This is a genomic window from Anaeromyxobacter dehalogenans 2CP-1, assembly GCF_000022145.1.
In the GTDB taxonomy this organism is placed as follows: domain Bacteria; phylum Myxococcota; class Myxococcia; order Myxococcales; family Anaeromyxobacteraceae; genus Anaeromyxobacter; species Anaeromyxobacter dehalogenans.
On the sequence record NC_011891.1, the window covers coordinates 1,804,930 to 1,820,450 of the forward strand.

The 15,521-nt window shown below is 73.5% G+C and carries 14 protein-coding genes and 1 tRNA gene; all 15 read left to right on the top strand.

All coding sequences use genetic code 11. The features are described 5' to 3' along the window. The first annotated feature begins 146 nt into the window (after positions 1 to 146). Positions 147 to 1,610: an IMP dehydrogenase gene (gene guaB / locus A2CP1_RS08110; protein WP_012632889.1), complete on the top strand. Its 1,464-nt coding sequence runs from the start codon at positions 147 to 149 to the stop codon at positions 1,608 to 1,610. A 49-nt stretch (positions 1,611 to 1,659) separates the two neighbouring features. Further along, the gene (guaA, locus tag A2CP1_RS08115) at positions 1,660 to 3,216 is read left to right on the top strand and encodes a glutamine-hydrolyzing GMP synthase (protein ID WP_012632890.1); all 1,557 of its coding nucleotides are present in this window, start codon (positions 1,660 to 1,662) and stop codon (positions 3,214 to 3,216) included. Positions 3,217 to 3,373: 157 nt separating this feature from the next. Continuing rightward, entirely contained in the window at positions 3,374 to 5,329 is a 1,956-nt protein-coding gene (locus tag A2CP1_RS08120; protein ID WP_012632891.1) for a hypothetical protein, read from the top strand. A 151-nt stretch (positions 5,330 to 5,480) separates the two neighbouring features. Further along, a complete protein-coding gene (locus A2CP1_RS08125; protein ID WP_012632892.1) occupies positions 5,481 to 6,218 on the top strand; it encodes a tetratricopeptide repeat protein in 738 nt (245 codons plus the stop codon). A gap of 13 nt (positions 6,219 to 6,231) precedes the next feature. Then, positions 6,232 to 8,046, top strand: coding sequence for an AMP-dependent synthetase/ligase (locus A2CP1_RS08130; protein ID WP_012632893.1), 1,815 nt, complete (start codon positions 6,232 to 6,234; stop codon positions 8,044 to 8,046). A gap of 92 nt (positions 8,047 to 8,138) precedes the next feature. Beyond that, the gene (locus A2CP1_RS08135) at positions 8,139 to 8,522 is read left to right on the top strand and encodes a response regulator (RefSeq protein ID WP_012525575.1); all 384 of its coding nucleotides are present in this window, start codon (positions 8,139 to 8,141) and stop codon (positions 8,520 to 8,522) included. A gap of 105 nt (positions 8,523 to 8,627) precedes the next feature. After that, positions 8,628 to 8,960 (top strand): SCP2 sterol-binding domain-containing protein, encoded by a 333-nt coding sequence (locus tag A2CP1_RS08140; protein WP_012525576.1) that lies wholly within the window; start codon positions 8,628 to 8,630, stop codon positions 8,958 to 8,960. 15 nt (positions 8,961 to 8,975) lie between these two features. Further along, entirely contained in the window at positions 8,976 to 10,151 is a 1,176-nt protein-coding gene (locus A2CP1_RS08145) for a CaiB/BaiF CoA transferase family protein (protein ID WP_012632894.1), read from the top strand. Between the two features lie 78 nt (positions 10,152 to 10,229). Next, positions 10,230 to 10,493: a hypothetical protein gene (locus A2CP1_RS08150; RefSeq protein ID WP_012632895.1), complete on the top strand. Its 264-nt coding sequence runs from the start codon at positions 10,230 to 10,232 to the stop codon at positions 10,491 to 10,493. A 93-nt stretch (positions 10,494 to 10,586) separates the two neighbouring features. After that, the gene (locus A2CP1_RS08155; protein WP_012632896.1) at positions 10,587 to 11,819 is read left to right on the top strand and encodes a hypothetical protein; all 1,233 of its coding nucleotides are present in this window, start codon (positions 10,587 to 10,589) and stop codon (positions 11,817 to 11,819) included. A gap of 12 nt (positions 11,820 to 11,831) precedes the next feature. After that, a complete protein-coding gene (locus tag A2CP1_RS08160; RefSeq protein ID WP_012632897.1) occupies positions 11,832 to 12,731 on the top strand; it encodes a metal ABC transporter substrate-binding protein in 900 nt (299 codons plus the stop codon). Further along, positions 12,728 to 13,498 (top strand): metal ABC transporter ATP-binding protein, encoded by a 771-nt coding sequence (locus A2CP1_RS08165; RefSeq protein ID WP_012632898.1) that lies wholly within the window; start codon positions 12,728 to 12,730, stop codon positions 13,496 to 13,498. The genes A2CP1_RS08160 and A2CP1_RS08165 overlap by 4 nt, the downstream gene beginning before the upstream one ends. Next, positions 13,495 to 14,337, top strand: a complete 843-nt coding sequence (locus A2CP1_RS08170) for a metal ABC transporter permease (protein ID WP_012632899.1) — start codon at positions 13,495 to 13,497, stop codon at positions 14,335 to 14,337. Before A2CP1_RS08165 ends, A2CP1_RS08170 begins: the two co-directional genes overlap by 4 nt. A gap of 110 nt (positions 14,338 to 14,447) precedes the next feature. Beyond that, positions 14,448 to 14,524, top strand: a tRNA-Met gene (locus tag A2CP1_RS08175). 53 nt (positions 14,525 to 14,577) lie between these two features. Continuing rightward, positions 14,578 to 15,333 carry a DUF554 domain-containing protein gene (locus tag A2CP1_RS08180; protein ID WP_012632900.1) on the top strand — a complete coding sequence of 252 codons (756 nt, stop codon included), beginning with the start codon at positions 14,578 to 14,580 and terminating at the stop codon, positions 15,331 to 15,333. The last annotated feature ends 188 nt before the right edge of the window (positions 15,334 to 15,521 follow it).

Below are 15,521 nucleotides of genomic sequence, written 5' to 3' on the forward strand. Positions count from 1 at the left end.
CACGTGCGGAACGTCGTGTGCGCGTCCGGCCCACCCGCGCCGGCCGCGAGATCGCGGTTGCAGGGGAACTCCCCGCGATCCCCGCAGCTTGGGCTCGCCGGAACGGCTGGCTTGACGCTCCCGGACGCGCTCGTCTATACGTCCGCATGCTCAACCGCGACGACCTCCGCCTGGCGCTGACGTTCGACGACGTCCTGCTGCTCCCGGCCGAGTCGGACGTGCTCCCGAAGTCGGTCGAGACGTCCACGCGACTCACCCGCAACATCCAGCTCAACATCCCCATCGTCTCGTCCGCGATGGACACCGTCACCGAGGCGCGCATGGCCATCGCCATGGCGGCGGTCGGCGGGCTCGGCTTCATCCACAAGAACCTCACCGTCGAGGATCAGGCGGCGGAGGTCGTGAAGGTGAAGAAGTACGAGTCGGCGGTGGTCACCGAGCCGATCACCGTGGAGCCGGACGCGCCGCTGCACCGGGCCGTCGCGCTCATGCGCGAGAACGGCATCAGCGGCATCCCGGTGGTGCAGGGCGGCCGCCTCCTCGGCATCCTCACCAACCGCGACCTGCGCTTCGAGAAGAACCTGGAGCAGCGGGTGGAGCAGGTGATGACGAAGGACCTCGTCACCGCGCACGAGGGCGTCACCATCGAGCAGGCGAAGGAGCTGCTCCACCGGCACCGCATCGAGAAGCTGCTGGTGGTGAACGAGCGGTACGAGCTCCGCGGCCTCGTCACCATCAAGGACATCGAGAAGATCCAGAAGCACCCCAACGCCGCGAAGGATCGCATGGGCCGGCTGCTCTGCGGCGCCGCCGTGGGCGTCGGCCCCGACCGCGAGGCGCGCATCCAGGCGCTGCTCAAGGCCGGCGCGGACGTGATCGCGATCGACACCGCGCACGGCCACTCGAAGGGCGTGGTGGACGCGGTCCGCTCGACCAAGGCGAACTTCAAGGGCATCGAGCTGGTCGCCGGCAACGTGGCCACCGCCGAGGCCGCCGAGGCGCTCTGCAAGGCCGGCGTGGACGCGGTGAAGGTGGGCATCGGCCCCGGCTCCATCTGCACCACGCGCGTGGTCGCCGGCGTGGGCGTCCCGCAGATCACCGCGGTGGACGAGTGCGCCCGGGCCGCCGAGAAGTACGGCGTGCCGGTCATCTCCGACGGCGGCGTGAAGTACTCGGGCGACATGGTGAAGGCGCTCGCCGCCGGCGCGTCGTCGGTGATGATCGGGTCGCTGCTGGCCGGCACCGAGGAGGCGCCCGGCGAGGTCATCCTGTACCAGGGCCGCAGCTACAAGTCGTACCGCGGCATGGGCTCGATCGGCGCGATGAAGCTCGGCTCCAAGGACCGCTACTTCCAGGGCGACGTCTCCGACGCGGACAAGCTGGTCCCCGAGGGCATCGAGGGCCGCGTGCCGTACAAGGGCACGGTGGAGATGAACCTGTTCCAGCTGGTGGGCGGCCTGCGCAGCGGAATGGGGTACGTGGGGTGCCGGACCATCGCCGAGCTGCGGACCAAGCCGCGCTTCGTGCGCATCTCCGCCTCCGGCCTGCGCGAGAGCCACGTCCACGACGTGATCATCACGCAGGAGGCGCCGAACTACCGGGTCGACTGACCCTCCCTCCTCACCCGCGCACCGCCGGGCGGCGCGCGGCCGGGCCGACATGGACATCCACTCAGAGAAGATCCTCATCCTCGACTTCGGGTCGCAGTACACGCAGCTCATCGCGAGGCGGCTGCGCGAGCTGGGCGTCTACTGCGAGATCCACCCCTGCACCGCGAAGGCGGAGGCGATCCGCGCGTTCCGGCCCCGCGGCGTGGTGCTCTCCGGCGGCCCGGCCTCGGTGCTCGCCGAGGGCAGCCCGCGCTGCGACCGGGTGGTGTTCGAGCTGGGCGTGCCGGTGCTCGGCATCTGCTACGGCCTCCAGGTCTTCGCCGCCGAGCTGGGCGGCCGGGTCGACCAGGCGGCGCACCGCGAGTTCGGGCCGGCCACCATCGAGGTGAAGGCGACCTCGCCGCTGTTCCAGGGCCTGCCCGCCACGCTGGACGTGTGGATGAGCCACGGCGACCGGGTCGAGGCGCTGCCCCCCGGCTTCGAGCCCATCGCCGCCACCGCCTCGGCCCCGTACGCCGCGGTGGAGGATCGCGCCCGCCGCTTCTACGGCGTGCAGTTCCACCCCGAGGTGGTCCACACGCCGCGCGGCAAGGACGTGCTGCGCAACTTCGCCTACGGCGTGTGCGGGTGCTCCGGCACCTGGTCGATGCGCGGCTACGCCGAGGCGGCGGTGGAGCAGATCCGCGCCCAGGTGAAGGACGGCCACGTCATCTGCGCGCTGTCCGGCGGGGTGGACTCCGCGGTGGCCGCGCTGCTGGTGCACCGGGCCATCGGCGACCGGCTGCGCTGCATCTTCGTGGACAACGGCGTGCTCCGCGCCGGCGAGCGCCAGCAGGTCGAGGACGTGTTCGGCGCCATGTTCCACCTGCCGCTCGTGACCGTGGACGCCTCGCGGCGCTTCCTCGGCGCGCTGGCGGGCGTCACCGACCCCGAGCGCAAGCGCAAGATCATCGGGCACGAGTTCATCGCGGTGTTCGAGCAGGAGGTGGAGCGGCTCGCGGCGCACGGCGCCCGCGCGAAGTTCCTGGTGCAGGGCACGCTCTACCCGGACGTCATCGAGTCGGTCTCGTTCCGCGGGCCGTCCGCCACCATCAAGAGCCACCACAACGTCGGCGGCCTGCCCGAGAAGATGAACCTCTCGCTGGTGGAGCCGCTCCGCGAGCTGTTCAAGGACGAGGTGCGCCAGCTCGGCCTCGAGCTGGGCCTGCCCGAGGCGATCGTCCGGCGGCAGCCGTTCCCCGGCCCCGGGCTCGCCATCCGCGTGCTCGGCGAGGTCACCGAGGAGCGGCTGGCGGTGCTGCGCCGCGCCGACACGATCGTGCAGGAGGAGGTCCGCGCCGCCGGGCTGTACGAGAAGCTCTGGCAGGGGTTCGCGGTGCTCCTGCCGGTCCGCAGCGTCGGCGTCATGGGCGACGAGCGCACCTACGAGTCCACCTGCGCGATCCGCGCGGTGGAGTCCACCGACGGCATGACCGGCGACTGGGCGCGGCTGCCGTACGACCTGCTGGCCCGGCTGTCGTCGCGCATCATCAACGAGGTCCGCGGCATCAACCGCGTGGTCTACGACATCTCCTCCAAGCCGCCCGCCACCATCGAGTGGGAATGACCGCGGCCGCGGCGGCGGCCTCCGGGCCGCCGCGCGCCGTGGTGGGCGCAGGTGGGCGCTCCTGCGTGCCGCCGACGGTCGGTGAACGTGGGATTGCTGCGTCGTTTGCTCAAGGGACGATCGCGGCTATCATCGCGCGCGAACTGGAGGCCAAACGATGGCGCGAGCGTCCCGGGTCCTCGCGGTGCTTCCGCTGCTGCTGCTCGCGGCGGGGTGCCAGGACTACAACTTCAACCCTGTCGGCCACTGCCTGATCCAGCCGGGCTCGGAGCGCGTGACGCTCTCGAGCATCTCGACCGCGGACGTGCTGTTCGTGGTGGACGACTCCGGCTCGATGGCGGGCGAGCAGGAGAAGCTCGCGCAGAACTTCGCCGCGTTCATCCAGAACCTGGACCAGACGAACACGTCCCGGCGCGCGGCGGGCCTCGAGCCCATCGACTTCCACGTGGCGGTCACCACCACGTCGGTGTTCTACAACGGCCCGCTCTCCGGCGTGACCTGCCGGAACGATTGCCCCGGCGCCGCGGGCCAGCAGGTGTGCTGCGAGGCGCCGAGCGGCGTGCCCACCGGGCCGATGAAGGGGCCGCGGGCGTGCAGCAGCGACGCGGCCTGCGCCGGGATCGCCGGCACGACCTGCAAGACCACCTGCACCGGGCTCCTCGGCGAGGGCTACTGCTGCGGCGCCGATGCGGTGGCGCCCGCCGTCGATCCCATCGGGTGCTCCGCCCTGGGCAGCGGCTGCGGCAAGGTCGAGACCCACTACCGCTTCGACGGGCGCTGCTCGCCCGGCCTCGCGGCCGACGGCGGCTACTATCCGCACGGTGCCTTCGTGGGCCTGGGCGACAGCCCCCGCGTGCTCCACTTCGACAAGGAGCTGTACCCGCAGCTCGACGGGAGCGGCCTCGCGATCCGCGATCCGGCCCTGCCCGCGTGCAGCGACGGCACCAAGGTCTGCAACCGCCAGGGCTACACCGCGACCCAGCTCAAGGACTGGTTCGCCAACAACCGCACCGGCGCCTGGCAGGGCAACGTCATCGCGGGCACCTGCGGCTCCGGCCAGGAGCAGGCGCTCGAGGCGGGCCGCCTCGCGGTGGAGCGGGCGGTCTCCGGGGGCCAGGTGGACCGCCGCGACGCGAGCGGGAACGTGGTGGCCGCCGCGCCCGCGTCCTGGCTGCACGACAACTCCAAGCTGGTGACGGTCTTCGTGGGCGACGAGGACGACTGCTCGTCGCCGCAGGATCCCTCCGGCGGCGTGGTGCTCACCGGCGGCCCGGGCTCCGACTCCTGCGTGGCCGACGCGTCGTCGCCCACGCCCAAGCAGTTCGCGGTCGCGCAGATCGTGGACTACCTCACCGGCCTCGGCCGCCCGGTCGGCGCCGGCTTCATCGTCTCCACCTCGCAGAGCGTCTGCCAGGACGCGTCCTGCGCCCCCGGCATCTGCTGCGACTACGCGTGCACCGGCACCGACCTGACCTGCACGAACAACGTGTGCGGCGGCCAGGCCCCCGGCTCGCGCCTGCTGCAGGCGTCGCAGCAGCTCCGCGCCAAGGGCGCGGACGTGGTGGCCGGATCGATCTGCGATCCGAACTTCGCGCAGATCCTCGACCGCATCGCCGAGATCGTGAAGCCGCCCTCGGGCCTGCTGCTCCCCACCGATCCGGCCGGCAGCGACATCGTGCTGCTGCGCATCGCCAACCAGAAGGGCGACACGCGCAAGACCTGCCGCGGCCCGGCGCCCTCGACCATGACGGCCGCCGACGCGGCCGCCGCGGGCTACGACTGGTGGTTCACGGCCACGCGCGACCAGATCACCGCCGACCAGCGCAAGCCCTCCGCCGCGACGCGCAACATCTACATCAACCACGACACGCGGAACTGCGAGGCGAACCCCGGCGAGACCTACTCGGCGGACTACCTCGGCCGGCTCCCGGCGGGCGGCTGCCAGACGCGCGCGGACTGCTACGGCGCGCTCGGCGGAAAGCCGAATGGCGACGTCGACGCGTGGACCTGCTACGCGGGCGAGAGCGGCAACCCCGCGGCGCCGTTCACGCAGCCCACGCCCACCGCGCCCGGCACCTGCATCTGCGGCGACCTGCAGGCGAACTCGTACTGATCCACGCCCCGTCCGGGGTCACGGGTCGCCCCGCGCCCGCCACGCGCGCCCGCCGCCCCCGCCTCCGGGCGGACGGCGGCGCGCGTCGTGACGAAGCGTGAACCTCTCCAGGGGCGCAGCCAAGAGGGACGCATCCCGGCATGCTTCGGGGATGCTCTGCGCCCTGCTCGCCGCCGCCGCCCTGGCGGCCACGGCTGCTCCCCAGGGGGCAGCCCTGGGCGACCTGCTGGAGCGCTCCGACGCCGCGTACGCGCGGCGCGACGCGCCCGGCGCGCTCGACGAGGTCCGGACCACGCTCGAGGAGGCGAGTCGGCGCGCGCCCGACGACTACGAGGTGCTGTGGCGCCTCGCGCGGCTCTACTTCTGGCTCTCCGACGACCCGGCGCTGAAGGACTCGGAGAAGAGCCGGCTCGGGAAGCAGGGCTGGGAGTTCGGCGAGCGCGCCATCCGCGCGAACCCGGCGCGCGTCGAGGGCTGGCACTTCGCCGCCGCCGGCATGGGCAACTACTCGCTCGGCATCGGCGTCCTCAAGGCGCTGACCCAGGGCATCGAGGGCAAGTTCAAGGACCGCCTCTCGCACGCCGAGAAGATCGATCCCGCGTTCCAGCACGGCTCGATCCAGACGGCGTGGGGGCGCTTCTGGTTCAAGCTCCCCTGGCCGAAGTACGACGCGAGGAAGAGCGAGCGCTCGCTCCAGGCGGCGCTGGCGCAGAACCCGGTGAACGTGCGGGCGCGCGTGTACCTGGCCGACCTCTACCGGAAGGAAGGGCACAAGCGCGAGGCGACGGAGCAGCTCGAGAAGGCGCTGGCGTCGGAGCCGGGCCGTTATGACCCCCCCGAGGAGCGGCGGTGGCAGCAGGTCGCGCGGGGCATGCTGGAACGCAAGTGAAAGCGAGGACGCGATGATCGCCGAGGCGGAGCTCAGGAAGGGGGCGTCCGACGCCCAGAACCTCGTCTCTCTCTTCGAGACGCAGGCGCGCCGGCGCGGCGACGCCACCGCGGTGAAGCTCAAGTCCGCGGGCGCCTGGCGCGACGTGAGCTGGGCCGAGATGGCCCGCCGCGCGCGCGACGTGGCCGACGGCCTCGCCGCGCTGGGGCTCCGCGCCGGCGATCGCGTCGCCATCATCGGCGACACGAACCTCGAGTGGATCCTGGCCGACCTGGGCATCCTCGGCGCGGGCGGGATCACCGTCACGATCTACCAGTCGAACACGCCGACCGAGTGCCAGTACATCCTGGCCGACTCCGGCGCGCGGTTCGTGTTCTGCGACTCCGCGGCGCAGGTCGCGAAGATCCGCGAGGTGCGGGCCAAGCTGCCGGCGCTGGAGGCCCTGGTGCGCGCGCAGGGCCCGGCGGCCGACGCGTTCGAGCGGACGCTCGCCGACGTGGAGCGGGCCGGGGTCGCCTGGCGCGCCTCGAACCCGGACGCGCACGCGGCGCGGCTCGCGCGCATCGGGCGCGACGACCCGGCCAGCTTCATCTACACCTCGGGCACCACCGGGAACCCGAAGGGCGTCGTGCTCACGCACGGCAACTGGGTCTACGAGGCGCTCGCGGTCGAGGGCCTGAAGGTCGTCCGCCCCGACGACCTCATCCTCATGTTCCTGCCCATGGCCCACTCGTTCGCGAAGGTGATCGAGGCGGTCTGGTTCAGCACCGGCGCCACCGGCGCGTTCGTCGAGTCGCTCGAGAAGATCGTGGACAACGCCGGCGAGGTCCGGCCCACCGTGATGCCCTCGGTGCCGCGCATCTTCGAGAAGGCCTACAACACCGTGATCTCGAAGGGGCTCGCCACGCCCGGCCTGAAGGGCAAGCTGTTCAAGCTCGCCCTGCAGGAGTTCGAGAAGTACGCCGCCGCGAAGGAGCAGGGGAAGGACTACTCCTCGCTCGGGCTCACCATCGGCCGGAAGCTGGTCTTCCCGAAGCTCTCCGCGACGCTCTCGGAGCGCTTCGGCGGGCGGATGCGCCTGTTCGTCTCCGGCGGCGCGCCGCTCTCGCCGAAGATCGCGCACTTCTTCGACCAGCTCGGCTTCGTGATCCTGGAGGGCTACGGCCTCACCGAGACGTCCGCCGGCACGTTCGTGAACCGCCCCGGCGCGAACCGCATCGGCACGGTGGGCCCGCCGGTCCCCGGCACGGAGGTGCGCATCGCCGAGGACGGCGAGATCCTGGTGCGCGGGCCGTGCGTGATGAAGGAGTACTACAACAACCCCGCCGCCACCGCCGAGGTGCTGAAGGATGGCTGGCTCGCCACCGGCGACATCGGGTTCGTGGACGAGGCCGGCTGCCTCAAGATCACCGACCGCAAGAAGGACATCATCGTCACCGCGGGCGGGAAGAACGTCGCGCCGCAGAACCTGGAGAACGAGCTGAAGACCGATCCGCTCGTCTCGCAGGTGATGGTGCACGGCGACAAGCGCAAGTTCCTCTCGGCGCTCATCACGCTGAACGAGGAGAACGCGCGCAAGTGGGCCGGCGACCACGGCCTGCCCGCGGGCGAGGGGCTGCACCGCGATCCGCGGCTGCGCGCACGCATCCAGCAGACCATCGACGCGCTGAACGCCCGGCAGGCGAGCTACGCCACGATCAAGAAGTTCGAGATCCTCCCCCGCGACTTCACCCAGGCGACCGGCGAGCTGACGCCGACGCTGAAGGTGAAGCGCAAGGTCGTCACGCAGCAGTACCGGGCCCTGCTCGACTCCTTCTACGCCGAGTAGCCGTCGCCCCCACGAGGCGGTCGCGCCCCGGGGCGCCGAGTGCTTAACTGACCCCGGGGTGCCAGGTCGCGCGGCCGCCCGGCGAGGGGATCATGGAGCAGAGCGGGGTACGGGTCCTCCTCGTCGAGGACGACGACGACAACCGGGAGCTGATGGCGGAGGTGCTCACCGCCTCCGGGTGCCTGGTCCTGTCCGCCGCGAGCGGGCAGGAGGGGCTGAAGACCCTGTCCGAGCACTCGATCGACGTGGTGGTCACCGACGTCGGCATGCCCGGCATGGGCGGGCTGGAGATGGCCCGGGCGGCGAAGGCCATCGCGCCCACCGTCCCGGTGGTCATCGTCACCGGCTGGGCGGAGCGCGACGACATCGCGCGGGCGCGCGGCCGCGACGTGGACGCGGTGCTCATCAAGCCGGTGGACCCGGACGCGCTCACCGCCGCAGTGAACGACGCGGTGCAGACGCACGGGCGCGCGTAGCGGCGGCCGGGCCGGCTTGACACTCCCGGATCCGCCCAATACGTTGCGCTCTCCCCAGGCTTGATTCTGGAATCAGCGGCCGCCGAGCGGCTCCGAGGGTCCGACATGGCAGTGTCCACCGTGAAGGAAGTCTTCGAGCAGCACATCCCGGCGAAGCTCCAGGCGAAGCCGGACGTCGTCACCCGGATCGCGGCGGTCTACCAGTTCAACATCAGCGGTCCCGGCGGCGGCACCTGGGGCGTGGACTGCACCGCGCCGGGCGGGAAGGTGAGCGAGGGCGCGCCCGCCAGCCCGAAGTGCACGGTCGCCGCGACCGAGCAGGACTTCCTGAACATCGTGAACGGCAAGCTCAACCCGCAGATGGCGTTCATGTCCGGGAAGCTGAAGATCCAGGGCGACATGGGCCTCGCCATGAAGCTGCAGCAGATCCTGGTCTGATCCTGGGCCACGGGCGTGGCGCTCCCGCTCGCCGGCGTCCGCATCCTCGACCTCACCCGGCTCCTGCCCGGGCCGTACGCGACGCTGGTCCTCGCGGACCTCGGCGCCGACGTCGTCAAGGTGGAGGACCCGCAGGGCGGCGACTGGCTGCGCTGGATGCCGCCGCTCGCGGGCGAGCAGTCCGGCGCATTCCACGCGCTCAACCGCAACAAGCGCTCGCTCGCGATCGACCTCCGCAGGGCCGAGGGCGTCGAGGCCTTCCTGCGGCTCGCCGCGCGCGCCGACGCCGTCGTCGAGTCCTTCCGGCCCGGCGTGCTCGACCGGCTGGGCGTCGGCTACGAGGCGCTGCGCGCCCGCGCCCCCGGCCTCGTGCTCTGCTCGATCTCCGGCTACGGGCAGGACGGCCCGTACGCCGGTCGCGCCGGCCACGACCTCGACTACTGCGCGGTCTCCGGCGTGCTCGCCGCGAACGGCCCGCCGGACGCGCCGCGACCCCTGGGCGTCCAGGTCGCCGACGTGGCGGGCGGCGCCTGGCCGGCGGTCGCCGGCATCCTGGCGGCGCTGGTGCGGCGCGCGTCGACCGGCGAGGGCGCGCACGTGGACGTGTCGATGACCGAGGGCGCGCTGGCGCTGCTCGCCATGCCGCTCGGGATGGCGTGGGCCCGCGGCGCGCCGCTCGCGCGCGGCCGCGAGCTCCTCGACGGCGGCGCGGGCTGCTACGGCGTGTATCGCACCCGCGACGGCCGCTTCGTCGCGCTCGCCGCGCTCGAGCCCCGGTTCTTCGCCGCGTTCTGCGAGGCCGTGGGCCGGCCGGAGCTCGCCTCGCGGCAGTGGGACGAGGGCGGCGCCGGGGCGCGCGCCGAGCTCGCGGCGATCTTCGCGGCGCGCACGCGCGACGAGTGGGCCGCGTTCGCCGCGGCGCACGACGCGTGCGTGGCGCCGGTGCTGGAAGGCGACGAGCCGCGCGCCGATCCGCAGCTCGCCGCGCGCGGCGCGTTCCTCGAGGTGGACACGCCGTGGGAGGGCAGGGCGCTCCCCGCGGTGGCGTCGCCGGTGCGGCTGCGCGGCGAGGCCGCGCCGCGCCGGCCCGCGCCCCGGCTGGGCGAGCACGGCGAGGCGGTGCTGGCCGAGGCCGGGTTCTCGCCCGCGGAGATCGCGGCCTTGCGCGCGTCGGGTGCGCTCGGAGCGTGAACCCGGGCCCGCGCGCCGCGGCGGGTGCTGGCACTTTCGGTTGACAGGCACCGAGCGGCCGACCAAGTTCGGGGCGGGATGCGCGCGCTCCTCGCCGCCGGGCTGGCCCTGTTCCTGGTCTTCGCGGCCGGGGGGCACCACGCGCACGCGCCCGGGCCCCACGGCGCCGACCACTGCGCCGTGTGCGCGGTGCGGAGCGCCGACGTCGCGCACACCGAGACGCCCGACGTCGCGCCGCGCCCCGTCGTCGAGGACGTGGTCGAGCCTGCGCGCGGCCTCGCACCCGTGCTGGGCGCCCCGCTCGGCGCCGTCCCGGGCCAGTCACCTCCGCGGAACGCGTAGCCCCTGCCGGCTCCGCAATGGGCGCGCGGCTGCTCGCGCGCGTCCGATCCGTTCCGCGTAACATGGCGCGCCGGGCGCGCGCCGAGGTGTCTCATGCGTTCACTGATCGTGGCGAGCGTGCTCGCCGTGTCCGCCGTCCCCGTCGCCGGTTCCGCGCAGTCGTCCGGCGCGACCTCGCCGCCGTCCAGTCCCCCCGCGCAGCAGGATCCGAAGCAGCTCGAGGCGGAGATCGCCAGGGAGCTGGGCGCCGCTCCCGCGGCCGCCCCCGCGCCGCAGCCGGCGGCCCCGGCGCCGCCCGGCGCGGCCGCGCCGTCCACCGGCGGGAGCCCGTACGCGCGCCTCCTGCTCCTCCCCGACGTGAGCGCCATCGGCTCGGCCTCGCTCGCGTACGACGGCTACGACGTCGAGAAGCGCTCGCCGCGCGGCGGCCCGTTCAGCCCCGCCGAGAAGCCGGCGTTCGCGTTCGAGGAGCTCGAGCTCGGGCTGCAGGCGGTGGTCGACCCCTACGTCCGCGCCGACGTGTTCCTGTCCTTCACCGAGGCCGGCGCCGGCGTCGAGGAGGCCTACGTCACCACGCTCGCGCTCCCGGCCGGGCTTCAGGTCCGCGCCGGCCGCATCTACAGCCCGTTCGGCCGGCTCAACCTGCAGCACCCGCACGCCTGGGAGTTCGTGGACGCGCCGCTCGCGCGGGAGCGGCTCCTCGGCGAGGAGTCGCTGGGCGGGCCGGGCGTGGAGGTCGCCTGGCTCGCGCCGCTGCCCTGGTTCTCGGAGCTGCGCGTCGCCGGGCAGAACACCACGCTGATGGAGGACGCGACCTCGGAGCTGACCGGCGTGGCGCGGCTGCTCAACTACCTGCCGCTCGGCGAGACGGCGACGCTCGGCCTCGGCCTGTCCGCGGCGCGCCGCGGCGAGGGCACCGGCGGCGCGTTCCGCGACCTCGGCGGCGCCGACGCGTACCTGCGCATCCGCCCGCCCGCCGGGCGCGCCTACCTCGCGGTCCAGGGCGAGGTCTACGCGCGCAGGTTCCGTGGGGCCGCCGCCGACGCGAACGGCGGGGAGACCGAGACCGGCTGGTGGACGCAGGCGTTCTGGCGGCAGAGCGCGTGGTGGGGGTACGGCGTCCGCTACGAGCGCGCGCCGTCCGCGGGCGAGGCGCCCAGCGGCACCGAGCAGCGCGCCAGCGGGCTCGTGACCTGGTTCCCGTCGGAGTTCCAGCGGCTCCGCTTGCAGGTCGGCTGGGATCGGCTGCCCGGCGGCGGAGGAGGCCTCGAGGCGCTGCTCCACGTCGAGTTCGGCATCGGGGCGCACGGCGCCCACCCGTTCTAGGAGGAGATCGCCATGACCTTCCGCCCCGTCGCCGTCCTCCTGGCCCTTGTCCCCTCGCTTGCGCTCGCCGGACCCCGCGTCGTCACCACCACCGAGGGGCTCGCCGCGCTCGTCCGAGAGGTCTCCGCCGGCCGCGCGTCGGTGGAGAGCCTCTCGCGCGGCTCGCAGGATCCGCACTACGTGGACGCGAACCCGATGCTCGCGGTGAAGCTCCGCAACGCCGACTTGCTCGTGGACGTCGGCCTCGACCTCGAGATCGGCTGGCTGCCGCCGCTCGTGAACCAGTCGCGCAACGGCGCCATCCAGCCCGGCGGCGCGCACCGGCTCACCGCCGCCTCGGCCGTGCAGGTGCTCGACGTGCCCACGGGCCCGGTGGACCGCAGCCGCGGCGACCTCCACCCCGCCGGCAACCCGCACTTCCTCACCGACCCGCGCCGCGCGCTCCAGGTCGCGACGGCGATCGCCGGGAAGCTGGGCGAGCTCGATCCCAGCGGTGCCGCCGCCTACCAGGGCGCGCTCGCCGCGTTCCGGACGAAGCTCCAGGCCGACTTGGCGCGCTGGCAGGCGACGCTCGCGCCGGTGAAGGGGCGGAAGATCTTCTCGCAGCACCGCACGCTCACGTACTTCCTCGACTGGAGCGGGATCGTGTCGGCGGGCGAGATCGAGCCGCGCCCCGGCGTGCCCGCGCCGCCCGCCTACCTCGCCGAGCTGGTGCAGCGGGCGCAGCGCGAGCAGGTGAAGGCGATCGTGGTGGAGAACTACTACGACACGAAGTCCGCCGAGGTGGTGGCGCGCCACGCCGGCGCGAAGGTGGTGCGCGTGCCCGGGGACGTGGGCGGCGAGCCCGGGGTGAAGACCTACGAGCAGTGGATCCAGGAGCTCGTGGAGCGCGTCGCGGAGGCGCTCCGTTGAGCCCCGGCCCGCTCGTCGCGCTCGAGGGCGCAACCGTCGGGTACGGCCGCCGCGCCATCCTCCAGCGGGTGGACCTCGCGGTCGAGGCCGGGGACTTCCTGGCCGTGGTCGGCCCGAACGGCGGCGGCAAGACCACGCTCGTGCGCTCGCTGCTCGGCGCGCTGCCGCTGCTCGCCGGGCGGCGCACGCTGCGGCCCGGCGTGCGCGTCGGCTACGTGCCCCAGCGCGACCACGTCGATCCCGTGTGGCCGTTCACCGCGGGAGAGGTGGTGCTGATGGGCCGGGTCCCCGCGCTCGGCCCCGGGCGCCGCCCCGGCCCCGCCGACCACGAGGCGGTGCGGGCCGCGCTCGGGCTCGTCGGGATCGAGGCGCTCGCCGGGAGCGCGTACGGCGAGCTCTCCGGCGGGCAGCGGCAGCGCACGCTCATCGCGCGGGCGCTCGCCGCGGAGCCCACGCTGCTGGTGGTGGACGAGCCCACCAACGGCATGGACCCCGCCGCCGAGCTCGCGACCATGGACCTGCTCCGCGATCTGCACCAGGGCGTGCGGATCGCGATCGTGATGGTGTCGCACCGGCTCGAGGCCGTGGCGAACTACGCGCGCGCGCTCGCGTTCGTGGACAAGGACCAGACGCTGTTCCGCGTCGGGCCGGTGGAGGAGATGCTGCGGCCCGACGGGCTCGGGGCGCTGTACGGAAGGCCCGTCGCGGTGCGCGAGCTGGACGGGCGGCGCCTCGTGTACCCCATCAACGGCGGGGTGCGTCGGTGAGCGCGCTCGAGACGTTCCTGTCCGCGCGCGAGATCTGGGAGGTGCCCCTCGCCGCGTCCGTCGTGGCCGGCGCGCTGCTCGGCGCGCTCGGCGTGTACGTGGTGCTCCGGCGGACCGTGTTCGTGTCCGCCGCGCTCACGCAGGTGTCCACCCTCGGGCTCGTGCTCACGCTGCTCGTCGAGGAGCGGGTGCACATCGAGACCGAGCACGCCACCGAGCAGCTCGCCGTCGCGATCCTGTTCTCGGTGGCCGGCGCCCTCGTCCTCGGCGCGCTCCGCCCCCGCCGGCTGCCCGCCGAGGCCACCGTCGGCGCCGCCTGGGTGACCGCGTCCGCGCTCGTCGTGCTCGGGGTGAGCCAGCTCGTGCACGCCGCGCACGACCTCGGCGGCATGGTGTTCGGCAACGCCGTCGCCGTGCCCGCCGGCGACCTCGCCGTGATCGTGGTGGTGGCGGCCGTCTGCACCGCCGTGCACCTCGTGTTCGCGAAGGAGCTCGCGTTCGCGTCGTTCGACCCCGAGACCGCCCAGGCGCTCGGGCTGCGGGTGAAGCTGTGGGACGCCGTGCTGTTCCTGACCATCGGGCTCGCGATCCCCGTCACCGCGCGGGCGCTCGGCGCGCTGCCCGTGTTCGCGTTCCTGACCCTGCCCGCCGCGGCCGCGCTGCTGCTCAAGGTCGGGTTCCGCCCCGCGTTCGCCGTCGCCGCCGGCCTCGGCATCCTGGCGGCGGGTGGCGGCTACGTGCTGTCGTGGATCTGGGAGATCCCCACCGGCGCGACCATGGTGGCGCTCGCCGCGCTGTTCCTGGTGCCCGGCGCCGTGCTGCGGAGAGCGGGAGGATGAGGCCGCCGGCGAGGCCGTCCCGAACGCATTTCGGCGCGGTGCGAAAAGGTCTTGACCGGAACCGGCCCGGACTGTAGAAACCCGCCTCGCTTCGACACTTTCCCACCTGACGCGGGGTGGAGCAGCCAGGTAGCTCGTCGGGCTCATAACCCGAAGGTCGCAGGTTCAAATCCTGCCCCCGCAACCAGTTCGACGCCGGCCAGCCCAGAGCTGAGCCGGCGTCTTCTTTTGGGGTGACCGTTGCTCGACCTCGTCGCGCGCACCTCCGGCACCTGGATCAACGTCGCCGCGATCGCGGCCGGCACCGTCGTCGGCGCCGGCGTGGGCGCCCGGCTGCCGGACCGCCTCGGGCGGACGCTGATGCAGGTGCTCGGGCTCGTGACGCTGCTCGTCGGGCTCGGGATGGCGCGGGGCCTGGACGGCGTTCGCGCCGGTCCGCTGCCCGGCATCATCCTCGCGCTGGTGAGCCTCGCGCTCGGCGCGGTCGTGGGCGAGCTGCTCCAGATCGAGGAGCGGCTCACGGCCATCGGCGAGGCGGCGCGCCGCAAGGTGGGCGGCGGGGGCCGCTTCACCGAGGGCTTCGTCACCGCGTCGCTGCTCTTCTGCATCGGGCCGATGGCGATCGTCGGCTCGATCCAGAACGGCCTGACGCTCGACGCGCAGACGCTGGTGCTGAAATCGTCGCTCGACGGGATCGCCGCGGTCGCGCTCGCGGGCGTCTACGGCGTCGGGGTCGGGCTCTCCGCGCTGCCGATCCTCGTCCTCCAGGGCGGCATCAGCGTGGCCGCGGCCGCGTTCGCGCGGGTGCTGCCGGATCCCGCGACGGATCCGCGCGTGCTCGCGGTCGGGGGCGCCGGCGGGTTGCTCGTCGCGGGGATCGGGCTGAACCTGCTGCTCGCCGGCGTGGGGATGGAGGACCGCCGGGTTCGCGTCGGGTCGATGCTGCCGGCGCTGCTGATCGCGCCGGTGCTGGTGGTGGTGCTGGCGGGGTGGTGAGGCGGCGAGGGCGCTGAGCTTGCGGCATTCGCGATTCGCGAATCCGATTGGTCGTATCCGAAGACCGCCGCCGGGATCGGGATGAGCGCGTCCGAGATCCACCCGGCGGTCCGCCGCGCCCCGGTTCACTCAGCCGGGTGCTCGCGGGCGGAGGGCTGGGGGGCGGCTGCAGCCAACAAAGCAACTTT